12 protein-coding genes are annotated in these 13,057 nt (G+C 72.2%); 9 read left to right on the top strand and 3 right to left on the bottom strand.

What is annotated here, in order from left to right; all coding sequences use genetic code 11:
• Positions 1–141 precede the first annotated feature (141 nt).
• The 8 genes from pdxA (at position 142) to BLR02_RS19770 (ending at position 8,176) form a co-directional block, all read left to right on the top strand.
• Positions 142–1,134 carry a 4-hydroxythreonine-4-phosphate dehydrogenase PdxA gene (pdxA, locus tag BLR02_RS19800; protein ID WP_090567293.1) on the top strand — a complete coding sequence of 331 codons (993 nt, stop codon included), beginning with the start codon at positions 142–144 and terminating at the stop codon, positions 1,132–1,134.
• A 5-nt stretch (positions 1,135–1,139) separates the two neighbouring features.
• Positions 1,140–1,862 (top strand): pyridoxine 5'-phosphate synthase, encoded by a 723-nt coding sequence (locus BLR02_RS19795; protein ID WP_090664389.1) that lies wholly within the window; start codon positions 1,140–1,142, stop codon positions 1,860–1,862.
• 90 nt (positions 1,863–1,952) lie between these two features.
• Positions 1,953–2,105 (top strand): hypothetical protein, encoded by a 153-nt coding sequence (locus tag BLR02_RS29635; RefSeq protein ID WP_176849691.1) that lies wholly within the window; start codon positions 1,953–1,955, stop codon positions 2,103–2,105.
• Between the two features lie 244 nt (positions 2,106–2,349).
• Positions 2,350–3,471 (top strand): TIGR03364 family FAD-dependent oxidoreductase, encoded by a 1,122-nt coding sequence (locus tag BLR02_RS19790; RefSeq protein ID WP_090664370.1) that lies wholly within the window; start codon positions 2,350–2,352, stop codon positions 3,469–3,471.
• Positions 3,468–4,292, top strand: coding sequence for a phosphonoacetaldehyde hydrolase (gene phnX, locus BLR02_RS19785; RefSeq protein WP_090664369.1), 825 nt, complete (start codon positions 3,468–3,470; stop codon positions 4,290–4,292). The genes BLR02_RS19790 and phnX overlap by 4 nt, the downstream gene beginning before the upstream one ends.
• Before the next feature lie 98 nt (positions 4,293–4,390).
• Positions 4,391–5,419: a putative 2-aminoethylphosphonate ABC transporter substrate-binding protein gene (locus BLR02_RS19780; RefSeq protein WP_090664368.1), complete on the top strand. Its 1,029-nt coding sequence runs from the start codon at positions 4,391–4,393 to the stop codon at positions 5,417–5,419.
• A complete protein-coding gene (locus BLR02_RS19775) occupies positions 5,419–6,534 on the top strand; it encodes an ABC transporter ATP-binding protein (RefSeq protein WP_090664367.1) in 1,116 nt (371 codons plus the stop codon). The genes BLR02_RS19780 and BLR02_RS19775 overlap by 1 nt, the downstream gene beginning before the upstream one ends.
• Positions 6,527–8,176: a putative 2-aminoethylphosphonate ABC transporter permease subunit gene (locus BLR02_RS19770; protein WP_090664366.1), complete on the top strand. Its 1,650-nt coding sequence runs from the start codon at positions 6,527–6,529 to the stop codon at positions 8,174–8,176. The genes BLR02_RS19775 and BLR02_RS19770 overlap by 8 nt, the downstream gene beginning before the upstream one ends.
• Before the next feature lie 237 nt (positions 8,177–8,413).
• Here BLR02_RS19770 and BLR02_RS19765 read toward each other — a convergent pair whose 3' ends face one another.
• Positions 8,414–9,664, bottom strand: coding sequence for an Hsp70 family protein (locus tag BLR02_RS19765; protein ID WP_090664365.1), 1,251 nt, complete (start codon positions 9,662–9,664; stop codon positions 8,414–8,416).
• A 300-nt stretch (positions 9,665–9,964) separates the two neighbouring features.
• Between BLR02_RS19765 and BLR02_RS19760 the strand changes: the two genes are divergently transcribed.
• The gene (locus BLR02_RS19760; RefSeq protein ID WP_090664364.1) at positions 9,965–10,675 is read left to right on the top strand and encodes a haloacid dehalogenase type II; all 711 of its coding nucleotides are present in this window, start codon (positions 9,965–9,967) and stop codon (positions 10,673–10,675) included.
• Between the two features lie 37 nt (positions 10,676–10,712).
• On the opposite strand, the gene BLR02_RS19755 is transcribed toward BLR02_RS19760, so the two are convergent.
• Both BLR02_RS19755 and BLR02_RS19750 read right to left on the bottom strand, forming a co-directional pair.
• Positions 10,713–12,008: a VWA domain-containing protein gene (locus BLR02_RS19755; RefSeq protein ID WP_090664363.1), complete on the bottom strand. Its 1,296-nt coding sequence runs from the start codon at positions 12,006–12,008 to the stop codon at positions 10,713–10,715.
• Entirely contained in the window at positions 12,008–12,964 is a 957-nt protein-coding gene (locus tag BLR02_RS19750; RefSeq protein ID WP_090567270.1) for an AAA family ATPase, read from the bottom strand. Before BLR02_RS19750 ends, BLR02_RS19755 begins: the two co-directional genes overlap by 1 nt.
• Between the last annotated feature and the right edge of the window lie 93 nt (positions 12,965–13,057).

Below are 13,057 nucleotides of genomic sequence, written 5' to 3'. Positions count from 1 at the left end.
CGCTCGGGCTGCTCTGCTGAAGGCATTCCGACGCACGCGTCGATAGTATGAAGCTATCCTTAATTCTTTGCGCCTTCGATAAAAAATGCGAGTCGGTCCGGCAGGCTGGGCAGCGGGCCGGGTCCGGCCTACATCGACGGGATGTGTCCCTCCCCGCTGCCCCCCCTGGCCCTCACGATGGGCGAGCCTGCCGGCATCGGCGGCGAGATCGCGGCCGGTGCCTGGGCGGCGCTGCGCGCCACCGGCCCGGCCTTCTTCCTGATCGACGATGCGACGCGCCTTGCCGGTGCCCCGATCCGCCGCATCGCGGCGCCGGAGGAGGCCTTAGCGGCTTTCCCCGAGGCGCTGCCGGTGCTGCACCGCCCCCTGCCCCACCCGGCCCGGCCCGGACAGCTCGACCCTGCCAATGCCCCGGCCGTCATCGCCGCCATCGACGAGGCGGTGGCGCTGGCCAAGGCGGGCCGCGCCGCCGGGGTGGTGACCAACCCGATCCAGAAATCCGCCCTCTACGCCGCCGGCTTCGCCCATCCCGGCCATACCGAATACCTGGCCGAGATCGCCGGCACCGGCCGGCCACCCGTCATGCTGCTGGCCTGCCCCGAATTGCGCGTGGTGCCGGTGACGATCCATGAGCCGCTGCGCCAGGCCATCGCCCGCCTCACCCCGGCACTCATCATCGAGGTGGCGCAGCTGACCGCGGCCGGGCTGCGGCAGGATTTCGGCATCGCCGCCCCACGCCTGGCCATCGCCGGGCTGAACCCGCATGCCGGGGAGGATGGCACCATCGGCACCGAGGACCGCGACATCGTCGCGCCGGCCGTCGCTGCCCTGCGGGCCGAGGGGATCGATGCGCGCGGCCCGATCCCGCCCGACACCATGTTCACCGCCAAGGCCCGGCCGGGCTACGACGTGGCGCTCGGCCTCTATCACGACCAGGCGCTGATCCCGATCAAGACGCTCGACATGGCGGGCGGGGTGAATGTCACGCTCGGCCTTTCCATCGTCCGCACCAGCCCGGACCACGGCACGGCCCTCGACATCGCGGGCCGTGGCCTTGCCGACCCTGGCAGCCTCGTCGCCGCCATCCGCCTCGCAGCCGAGATTGCCCTTCATCGCAGGAACGCCAGCCGATGACGCCGATGCGCCTCTCCGTGAATATCGACCATGTGGCGACGCTGCGGAACGCCCGGGGCGGCAGCTTCCCCTGCCCGGTGGAGGCAGCGCGCATCGCCATGGGCGCCGGGGCCGATGGCATCACCATGCATCTGCGGGAGGACCGCCGCCATGTCCGCGACCGCGACCTGGAACGCGTTTCCGCCGAGGTGGAAACGCGGCTGAATTTCGAGATGGCAGCGACCGAGGAGATGGTCGGCATCGCGCTGCGCCTCCGCCCGCCCGCCTGCTGCATCGTCCCCGAGAAGCGGCAGGAGCTGACGACCGAGGGTGGTCTCGACGTCATCGCCGCCGGCCCGGCCTTGCAGAATGCGATTGCGCGGCTGGCCGGGGCAGGCATCGAGGTCTCGGTCTTCGTCGAGGCGGATGCCCGGCAGATCGAAGCGGCCGCCCGGATGGGGGCGCAAGCCGTTGAACTCCATACCGGCGCCTATGCCGATGCGGCACACGCCGAGCGCGAATTGCATCTTGCAAGGCTTCGGCAGGGTGCCGCCGCCGCCGCCGCCGCGGGCCTGCTATGCCATGCCGGCCATGGCCTGTCCTATGAGACGCTGCCGCCGGTGGCCGCCATGCCGGAGGTGGTGGAGGTCAGCATCGGCCATTTTCTCATCGGCCAGAGCGTCTTCGAAGGACTGCCCGCGGTGATCCGCCGCATGAAGGAGATGATCGCCGCGGCCCGCGGCGGCTGAACCGCCTCGAGACGACGGCTGTAACTGCAGAATGCATGGCATGGCGGCTGCACCAGGGCGGGCAGGTCCAATCCAAAAAGGAGTGCCGTCATGGCCCAGGCCACCCCGATCAATGTCCGCCCCGCCCGCAGGCCCGCCCGCCATCAGGACGAGACGATGAGCGTCGGCACCTATCTGCTGCAGGGTACCGCCTTCATCGGCTTCATACTGATGCTCTTCGTCCTGGCCGGCTTCCGCGGCTGAGGCCGTCCAGGCCCCTCGCGCCGCGGCGATCATCCCGCTGCAAAGCAGGGTAAAAGGCGGCCGCCCAGGCCGCTTCGACCACGGCGTGAAGGCATCGCCCAGGCTCTGGCCAAGCGTCCAGAGCAGGGCAGCGCCGACGCTCGCGTGGGCAGGCATCTCGACGCCTTCGATGACGTTTCGCAACCAGCCTGTGGCCGTGCCGGTCCCGCTTCGCTAAACCGGCCCGGCAGCGGGAGGTTCGCGCTTGGCCGAGGAAAGCTTCGACTGCGCCATCGTCGGCGCTGGCATTGTCGGGCTGGCGCATGCACTGGCCGCCGCGCGTGCCGGGCTGCGCACCGTCGTCCTCGAGCGGGAGGTGCGCGCGATCGGCGCCTCCATCCGCAATTTCGGCTTCGTCACCGTCACCGGGCAGGAGGCGGGGGATTGCTGGCGCCGCGCCCGCCGGGCCCGCGACATCTGGGCGGAGGTGGCGCCCCAGGCCGGCATCGCCATCCACCAGCGCGGCCTCGCCTTCGCCGCGCGCCGGCCAGAGGCGGCGGCGGTGCTGGAGGAGTTCACCAGGGGGCCGATGGGCGAGGGTTGCCGCATGCTGAGCGGGGCGGAGGCCGCGGCGCTCGGCGGGCTGCGCGGCGACCTGGCCGGCGCCATGCTGAGCCCGCATGAGCTGCGGGTCGAGAGCCGCGACGCCATTCCCCGCCTCACCGCCTGGCTGGCGGAGGCGCGGGGCGTCGCCTTCCGGCCGCTGACGGGGGTGCAGGCGGTCGAGCCAGGCCAGGTGCGCTTCGCCGGCGGCAGCATCCGGGCGGGGCGGATCATCGTCTGCCCGGGGACGGACCTGCGCACCCTCTTCCCCGAGATCTATGCGCGGCGGCAGGTGACGCTCTGCAAGCTGCACATGCTGCGCGTCGCCGCGCCCGGCTTCGTCCTGCCGGGGGCGGTGATGAGCGATCTCGGCCTGATGCGCTACCTCGGCTACGCGGCCAGCCCGAGCCTGCCGCGCCTCGCCGCCCGGCTGCGGGCGGAGCAGGGCGAGGAGCTGATGCATGGCATCCACCTCATCGCCGTGCAGGGCGCGGATGGCTCGCTGGTGGTCGGCGACAGCCATCATTACAGCCCCTCGCCCGACCCCTTCCAGCCGGCGGAGGTGGATGCGCTGATCCTCCGCGAGCTCTCGGCCGTGCTCGACCTGCCGCGGCCCGAAGTGGTGGAGCGTTGGGTCGGCGTCTATCCCTCCGGGCCGGAGACGGCCTTCTTCGAATCCCCGATGCCGGGGGTGATGCTGGTTTCCGTCACCAGCGGCACGGGGGCGAGCACCGCCTTCGGCCTGGCGGAGGATGTCCTCGCGGCCTGGGAGAGCATGGCATGAACGACTGGCGGCAGCCCTATGCAGGGCCGGTGCGGGCGGTGATCCTCGACTGGGCGGGCACCGTCGTCGACCATGGCAGCCGGGCGCCGATGGGCGCCTTCGTCCGCGCCTTCGCCGAGATGGGCGTCGCCATCTCAATCGCCGATGCGCGCGGGCCGATGGGCATGGCGAAGGCCGACCATATCCGCGCCGTCGGCGCCGCCATCGCCCCGGCCTGGCGGGCGCGGCACGGACGGGACTTCTCCGAGGCCGATGTGCAGGCGATCTTCGACATCTTCGAGCCGATGAACGTCGCCGCCATCCGCGACCACGCGGCGCTGATCCCCGGCGCGCGGGAGGCGCTGGCGGCGCTGGCGGCGCGCGGCATCCGCATCGGCAGCACCACGGGCTACACGCGGCCGATCATGGCCGAGCTGGCGCCCCTCGCCGCGGCGCAGGGCTTCGTGCCCGAGGTAGTGGTCTGCGCCGGGGACCTCGCCGCCGGCCGGCCCGCGCCGCTGCAGATGTGGCACGCCATGGCGGCGCTCGGCGTCTGGCCCGCCGCCGCCGTGGTGAAGCTCGACGACACGCCGCCCGGCATCGGCGAGGCGCGCGCCGCCGGCTGCTGGGCGGTCGGCGTGGCGCTGACCGGCAACATCGCCGGCTGGTCGGCGGAGGAGCTGGCCGCCGTCTCGCCCGAGGCACGGGATGCGGCGCGGGCGCGCGCCACGGCGGAGCTGGCCGCGGCCGGGGCGCATCTGGTGATCGACAGCATCGCCGACCTGCCGGCCGCGATCGCCGCGATCGAGCGGCGCATGGCGGAGGGCGAGGCGCCGGATTGACGCGGCTTGCCGAGGCCTGCCACGGAACTGTAACGTCGATCCCGGGGAAAGCCGCGCTAACACACGGGCCAAGCACCACTCCGACGGAGACGCCCATCATGCAACGCCGCGTGCTGAACGCCGCGCTGGCCCTGGCCTGCGCCATGCTTCCCGCCCTCGCCTCGGCGCAGCCGCGGACCCGGCTCACCGTCTATACCGCCCTCGAGAATGAGCAGCTCGCCCCCTTCAAGCAGGCGGCGGAGGCGGCGGTGCCGGGAGTCGAGATCGCCTGGGTGCGGGACAGCACGGGCGTCATCACCGCGCGGCTGATCGCCGAGCGCCAGAACCCGCGCGCCGACCTGGTCTGGGGCCTCTCCGTCTTCTCGCTGCTGCAGATGGAGGCACTCTCCATGCTGGAGCCCTACACCCCGGCGGGGGCGGAGGCGCTGCGGCCGAATTTCCGCTCCGACCGCAGCCCGATGACCTGGACGGGCATGGATGCCTTCGTCTCCGCCATCTGCTTCAACACCATGGTGGCGCAGCAGCGCGGCCTGCCGCGGCCGGGCACATGGGCCGACCTGCTGAACCCCGCCTTCCGCGGCCAGATCGCCATGCCGAACCCGGCCTCCTCCGGCACCGGCTTCCTCACCGTCGCAGGCTGGATCGGCTCCATGGGGGCGGAGCGGGCCTGGGACTACATGACGAAGCTGCACGAGAACGTGCAGGTCTATACCCACAGCGGCAGCGCGCCCTGCAACAACGCGGCGCGCGGCGAATACGGCCTCGGCATCTCGCTCGACATGCGGGCCGTGACGCTGAAGAACCAGGGCGCGCCGGTCGAGATCATCGTGCCGACGGATGGCGTCGGCTTCGACCTGGAGGGCACCGCCATCCTGCGCGGCAGCCGCAACATGGAGGCGGCGCGGAAGCTGGCCGACTTCGCCGTGACGCGGGCGGCGAACGAGCTTTACGGCCGCTTCTACGCGGTGCTGGCGCTGCCCGGCGTGCAGGCGGCGGTGCGCGGCTATCCGGCCGAGTTCGAGCAGCGCCTGGTGAGCCAGGATTTCCGCGAGGTCGCCCTGAAGCGGGACGAGATCCTGCGCGACTGGGCGGCGCGCTTCGACGGCAAATCCGCGCCCCGCAACTGATGAGCGCGGCACTGGAGCGGCCGCCGGCCCTGGTGGCGGCGGCGCCCTACCTCGTCGTCGAGCAGGTCTCGAAGCGCTTCGGCACCTTCCAGGCGCTGGACCATGTGAGCCTGGCGGTGGAGCCGGGCGAGTTCGTCTCCTTCCTTGGTCCCTCGGGCTGCGGCAAGACGACGCTGCTGCGGGCGATCGCCGGGCTCGACCCGCCGAGCAGCGGGCGCATCGCGCAGGGTGGGCGGGACATCACCCACCTGCCGCCGGGGCGGCGGGATTTCGGCATCGTCTTCCAGTCCTACGCGCTGTTCCCGAACCTCTCCGTCACCGCCAATATCGGCTATGGGCTGCGGGGCCGCGCCTGGCCGCGACGGCGGCGCGAGGAGCGGGTGGCGGAGCTGCTGGCGCTGGTCGGCCTTGCCGAGCATGCGGCGAAGTACCCGGCGCAGCTCTCGGGCGGGCAGCAGCAACGGGTGGCGCTGGCCCGCGCCCTGGCCAGCGAGCCTGGGCTGCTGCTGCTGGACGAGCCGCTCTCGGCGCTCGACGCCATCGTGCGGCAGCATCTGCGTGGCGAGATCCGCGCGTTGCAGCGGCGGCTCGGGGTCACGACCGTCATGGTGACGCATGACCAGGAGGAGGCGATGAGCGTCTCCGACCGCGTCGTCGTCATGTCGCGCGGACGGATCGAGCAGGTGGGCACGCCGGAGGCGATCTACCGCCAGCCGGCCTCCGCCTTCGTCGCCGGCTTCGTCGGGCGGAGCAGCCATGTCTCCGCCACCGTGGAGGCGCCGCCCGGCCTGCTGCTGGTGGAGGGGTTGCGGCTGCCCTGCGCGGCGGCGCGGCCGCTGCTCTACGGCACGCCGGTCGAGGCCTTCATCCGGCCGGAGGATGTGCGCCTCGGCGGGGCCGCCACCGCGCTGCCGGGCGCCTTCGACGCCGAGGTGACGCATGGCGAATTCCTCGGCCCGGTCTGCCGCCTGTCGCTGGAGGCGAGCCTGCCCTCCGGCCGTCGGTGGCGGCTGGAGGCGGATGCGCCGCCGGAGCTCGCCCGCGCGGCGCCGGGGACGGTGCTGCCGGTCGCCTTCCCGGCCGAGCGGGTCATGGTCTTCCCCGCCGATGCGTGAGGCGCCGCTGCGGGCGGGGTTGTGGCTGGCGCTCGCCCTGCTCGGCATCGGCCTGGTGCTGCCGCTCGGCACCGTGCTGCTGCGGGCCTTCGAGGATGCCGAGGGCGGCTTCGCCGGCCTTGCCAACATCCTCGCCTATGCGCGGACGCCCGCGTTGCGGCTGGCGGCCTGGAACAGCCTCTGGACCGCGGCGCTGACCACGCTGCTGACCGTGCCCCTCGCCTTCCTCTACGCCTATGGGCTGACGCGGGCCTGCCTGCCGGCGCGGCCCGCCTTCCGCGCGGTGATGCTGCTGCCGGTGCTCGCGCCCTCGCTGCTGCCGGCCCTCGCGCTGATCACCCTGTTCGGCAACCAGGGGCTGCTGCGCGGGATGCTGGGCGGGGGAAGCCTCTACGGGCCGGTGGGGATCGTGGCGGCGCAGGTCTTCTATTGCTTCCCGCATGCGGCGATCATCCTCTCCGTCGCGCTCGGCATGGCCGATGCGCGGCTCTACGAGGCGGCGGCGGCGCTCAGGGCGGGGCGGTGGCGGGTGTTCTGGACCGTGACGCTGCCGGGGGCGCGCTATGGGCTGGTCTCGGCGACGACCGTGGTCTTCACCCTGGTGGTGACGGATTTCGGCATCCCCAAGGTGATCGGCGGGCAGTTCCCGGTGCTGGCGACCGATGTCTACAAGCAGGTCGTCGGGCTGCAGAACTTCAACATGGGGGCCGTGGTCGGGCTGGTGCTGCTGCTGCCGGCGGTGGGCGGCTTCCTGCTGGACCGCTGGGCGGAGGGCCAGCGGAGCGCGACCCTCTCCGGCCGCGCCGTCGCCTACCAGCCGCGGCCGCGGCCGGCGCGGGACGTGCCGCTGCTGCTGCTCTGCCTGCTCGTCGCCGGCTTCCTGCTCGGCATCGTGGGCGTCGCCTGCTGGAGCTCGCTGATCCGCTTCTGGCCGTGGAACCTCTCGCTGACGCTCGACAACTACGACTTCGCCCGGTTCGATGCGGCCGGCTGGGGCACGGTCTGGACCTCGGTGCGGATGGCGGCCTGGGTGGCGCTGATCGGGACGCCGCTGGCCTTCGGCACCGCCTGGCTGCTGGAGCGGGGCGCGCCGGGCGGGCTGCTCTCCTCCGTGCTGCGCTTCGTGGCGGGGCTGCCGCTGGCGGTGCCCGGTCTGGTGCTCGGGCTCGGCACCATCCTCTTCTTCAACCACCCGGCCAATCCGCTGGGCTTCCTCTATGGCACGCTCGGGCTGCTGGTGCTGAACAGCCTGGTGCATTTCTACACCGTGCCGCATCTGGCGGCGGTGACGGCGATCCGCCAGCTCGACCCGGAATTCGAGGCGGTAGGCGCCTCGCTGCGGGTGCCGGCGCTGCTGACCTTCGCGCGGGTGACAGTGCCGATCTGCCTGCCGGCGATCCTCGACATCGCGGTGTATTTCTTCGTCAACGCGATGACGACGGTCTCGGCGGTGATCTTCCTCTACGGGCCGGAGACGAAGCCGGCCTCGATCGCCGTGGTGCATATGGACGAGGCGGGGCAGGCGAGCGCGGCGGCGGCGATGGCCTGCGCGATCCTCGGCGTGACGGTGGCGGTGAAGCTCGCGCAGCTGGCGATGGCGGGGGTGGTGGAGCGGGCGACCCAAGGGTGGCGGGCGCGGTGAAACTTCAAACCGGCTCAATTCCAGCCGGGCCGGGGACGCCTAACCCGTTGATATGGCGGGCGAAGAGGACAACGAATTTGAAGATTTGAGGGATTGAGGCGCTGGCCAGCGCCGGCGCCATGCCGTTGCCCTGGCATGGGCTTGCCGCGGATGGCAGGCATCCGGCGCGCCATGGAGTCATGTTGGGTTGCGGCGAGATTATAGGATTATTGTCCCTACCCCGTCAAGCGCGGCGGGTCAGCCCATCCGGGCGGCGGCCCTTGCCTGCCCGATCAGCGCCAGCCCCTCCGCCACCGAGACGAACTCCCCGCCGCCCGCCAGCCGCGCCGCGCCGAAGCGGGCCTCGAACAGCGCCCGCACCGCCGGCACCAGGGAGGTGCCGCCGGTGAGGAAGACGCGGTCGATGGCCTCATGCGGCAGGCGGGCCTCGGCCAGCGCATCGTCGATGGCGGTGCCGAGCCGGGCCAGGTCGGGGGCGATCCAGGATTCGAAATCGGCGCGGGCGATCTCCGCCTCCACCGCGAAATCCTCATGACGGAAGGCGAGCGTCGCGCGCGGGGCGCGGGAGAGCGCGGCCTTCACGCCGGAGACGGCGCGGTAGAGCGCGTAGCCGGCCTCCTCCTCGATCAGCGAGACGAGGTGGTGGAGCCGCTCCGGATGGTCGGCGGTGCGGGCGACCTCGGCGATGTCGCGCAGCGTCTTCGGCGCGCGCATCAGCGAGAGGCGGTGCCAGCGGGCGAAGCCGGTGTACCAGGCGGCGGGGATGGGCATGGGCTTGCCCATCACCCGGTAGCTGTCGTTGCGGCCGAGCAGGGGCGATACGACATGGTCGATGATGCGGTAGTCGAAGCTGTCACCGGCGATGCCGATGCCGGAATGGCCGAGCGCGGTGACGCCGCCCGGCTCGTAGCGGAGGACGGAGAAGTCGCTGGTGCCGCCGCCGAAATCGCCGACCAGCACCGTGGCCGCGCCGCCGAGGCCACGGGCGAAGCGGTAGCCGGCCGCCTCCGGCTCCAGCGCGAAGTCGATGTCGTGCCAGCCGGCCTCGGTGAAGGCGGCGCGGAGGCGGGTCTCGGCCAGCCCATCATCCGGCATGTCGCCGGCGAAGCGCACCGGGCGGCCGGCGACGAGGCGGGCGCCGGCGACGGGGGCATGGAGCGCGCGGAGGAAGAGGGCGATCAGGCTTTCCAGCGTGAAGGACCGGCTGAAGATGCGCGTCTCGGTGAAGCTGCGCTGCGCCAGGTAGGTCTTCATCGACATGATGAGGCGGCTGGCGAGCGGGTCCTCCAGATAGGCCTCGATGGCCCCGGGGCCGGCGGCATGGCGCGGGGCGCCGCCTGCCTCGGCCCAGAAGCAAAGGACGGAGCGGAACACGTCGAAGGTATCGGTGCCGATGGCGAAGCGGGCGGTCTCCACGTGGCCATCGGGCATGAGGCGGGCGACGACGCTGTTGGTGGTGCCGAAATCGATGCCGATGATGGGTTGCACCGGGCGTGCCCCTGAAGCCGGAAGGGCGCGCGTGTTAGCCGAAGCGGCGGGCCGGGTCGAGCCCAGGGGCGGCCGGATGCTCCACCCCCGGGTGCCCGAACCAGGCGTTGCCGCGGCTGCAGTTTCGTGATCCGTTGCCATGGCTGGGCGGTGGTGACCGGGCCGCTCACGCCGGCGGACCGGCCCGGCCCCGGACGCAAGGATGGCCGCTCGGCGGCATCACGGGCCGCCGGCAGCCCTTCGGGACGCCTGCCGGCATCGCCTGGCGACGCCTTCCCCCACCACCTACAACCGCAAGCCATGCCGATGCCCGAACCCTCGATGTTCCAGCTCGACCCCGCGCCGAAGGTCATCACCTTCGACTGCTACGGCACGCTCGTGCAATGGTACGAGGTACTCCTGCGCGAGGTCGGCGCGACGCTGGCGAAGCACGGCGCGAGCGGCGCGGGCGCATCCGCGATCCTCGATAGCTTCTCGGCGGAGGGGCGGCGCCTGACGGCGGAGAGGCCGCACCGCCCCTACAAGGAGATCCTGCGCACCGGCTTCGCCGCCGCCTTCGCCGGGCACGGCCTGACCCCGGGCGCCGAGGAGATCGAGCGCATCGCGTCGTCGCCGATGGCGATGGGCCCGCACCCCGAGGTCCCGGATGCCCTGCGGCGGTTGCGCGAGCGCTACAAGCTGGCGATCTTCACGAATTCCGACGACGACCTGATCGCGCCGACCGTGGCGCGCATCGGCGTGCCCTTCGACTACGTCATCACCGCCGAACAGGCGCGGGCCTACAAGCCGTCGCGGCAGCTCTTCGACTACGCCTACCGCGCGATGGGCGTGACGCCGGACGAGACGGTGCATGTGGCGATGGGCATGTACTGGGACATGAAGGCCCGTCATGAACTGGGCCTGCGCGGCATATGGGTGAACCGGCGGGGCGAGACCGGCAACCCGGACTGGCTGCCCTATGCAGAGGTGCCGGACCTGGATGGAGCGGCCGCGCTGCTCCTGCCGCCATGAGGCCGGCCGGGCGCGGCGCGCCCCGGCCCCCCATCCCCTAGGCGCCGTCCCGCAGCAGCCCGCCGATGACGCGGTCCAGCTGGTCGAGGGTGTTGCAGACGGCGGCGATGCGGCAATGCGGCGCGTAGCGCGGCATGTCGGAGTCGCCGGTGCCCCAGAGCGGCCGTGTCTCCGGGTTCAGCCAGACGATCTGCTTCGCCCGGTTGGCCATGGCGGCGAGGATCTCGGTGCGCGGGTCGGTGCGGTTGCCGCGGCCGTCGCCGAGGATGATGACGGTGGTGCGGCTGTCGAGCAGGGCCATGTGGTGCTCGGCGAAATCGGCCAGGGCCTGCCCGTAGTTGGAGGAGCCGAAGCCGGCGCGGTCGAGCACGGCGGGGATGGCGCGCTCTATCGGCTGGCCCTCCAGCAGGTCGGAGACATCGACCAGCGTGCCGGAGAAGGCGAAGGCGCGCAGGCCCGAGAGCGCCTCGTTCAGCGAGTAGAGGAACAGCAGCAGGAATTGCGCCATGGCGGCGACCGAGCCGCTGACGTCGCAGAGCACGACGAGCTTCGGCTTGTCGATCACCTCCTGCTTCCAGACGGGGATGAAGGGCAGCCCGTCCCAGCCCATGTTGCGGCGGATGGTGCGGCGGGCATCGAGCAGTCCGCGGCGCCGGCGTTTGCGGCGGCGGCCATACTGCGCTGCCAGCCGCCGGGCCATGGCGCGGACGAGCCGGCGCATGCGGTCATGGTCGCGCCGGTCGATGGCGGCGAGGCGGGTGCGGGCCAGGGTGCGGTTGCGGTACTCCTCCGCCTGGCCGCGCGCATAGAGGGCGAGGTTCTGCTGCACCAGCTCCCGCACCCCCTCGCGCAGGCGCTCGCGGCCCTCGCGCAGGCGCTCGGCGGTGGCGGGCGGGGCGGCGGCGATCTCGCGGTCGAGCGCGGCGAGGCCCATGCGCTCGAGGATGCGCCGGGTATAGAGGTTCACCTGGGTGAAGATGGTGATGTTGCCGACCCCGGCCTCCACCGCGGCCTGCTCGGCGGCGGCGGCGAGGCCGGAGCGGTCGCCCGAAAGCAGCATCTGCGCCAGCGGGCTGTCCGCCTTGGCGGCGGCATCCGGCGGGGGCTCCGGCGCGAAGCCGGTGCGGGAGAAGAAGAGGTCGAAGCAGTCGGCGAAGGCGCGCTTCTCCTCCACCGTCTTGGCGAGCACGAGGGAGAGCGTGTCGCGCAGCGTGGTGCGGTCGGCATAGCCGACCTGCTCGACGGCGCGCGCGGCGTCGATGCTCTCGGCCGGCGAGATGCGCAGCCCGGCGCTGCGGGCGGCGCGGAGCAGGTCGAGCAGCGGGCCCTGCATCAGCGCACCGGCACGGACTCGCGCGCCGCCGCCTGCAGCAGCTCGGCGAGGCGGGGGTCGGCGGCCTCGATGTCGGACTCGAATTTCAGCAGCACGTTCAGCGTGTCGCGGATCAGCGCCGCATCCAGCTCCCGCACATGGAGCAGCAGCAGGGTGCGGGCCCAGTCGATGGTCTCGCTGACCGAGGGCAGCTTCTTCAGGTCGAGCGTGCGGAGCTGCTGGACGAAGGCGACGAGCTGGCGGCGCAGCCCCTCCTCCACGCCGGGGACACGGGCGGCGACGATGCGCGCCTCGAGCCGGGCATCGGGCAGGCCGATATGGAGGTGGAGGCAGCGGCGCTTCAGCGCGTCGCCGAGGTCGCGCTGGCTGTTGGAGGTGAGCAGCACCAGCGGCGGCACGGTGGCACGGATGGTGCCGATCTCGGGGATGGAGACCTGGTAGTCGGAGAGCAGCTCGAGCAGGAAGGCCTCGAATTCCTGGTCGGCCTTGTCGATCTCGTCGATCAGCAGCACGGCGCCGCCGGGCTCGCGCAGGGCGCGCAGCAGGGGGCGGGGCTCGAGGAATTGCTCGGAGAAGAACAGGTCGCCGAAGCCGTGCAGCCGGGCGAGCGCGGCATCGAGGCCCGGCTCCTCACCGAGGGCGGCGCCGAGGCGGTCCTTCAGGATCTGGGTGTAGAGCAGCTGCTTGCCGTATTTCCACTCGTAGAGGGCCTTCGATTCGTCGAGCCCCTCGTAGCACTGCATGCGGATCAGCCCGAGGCCGAGCCAGGAGGCCAGGGCCTTGGCGAGCTCCGTCTTGCCGACGCCGGCCGGGCCCTCGACCAGGATGGGCTTCTGCAGGTGATGGGCCAGGTAGACCGCGGTGGAGATGGGGCGGCTGGCGATGTAGCCGGCGGCCTCGAGCCCCCGGTCCGTGGCGTCGATCGAGTGAAGCAGGCTGTGCCAAGGGGGAAGCATAGAGCGGGACGTCTCCTCTTTGCCCGGGATGATGCCCCGGCCGGGCGGCAGCGCCAAATCACGGGACCCTGGCTGGACCTGCGGCCCCGGGCG

It is taken from the genome of Belnapia rosea (assembly GCF_900101615.1).
GTDB lineage: Bacteria > Pseudomonadota > Alphaproteobacteria > Acetobacterales > Acetobacteraceae > Belnapia > Belnapia rosea.
This window is presented reverse-complemented; position numbering and strand designations above follow the sequence as displayed.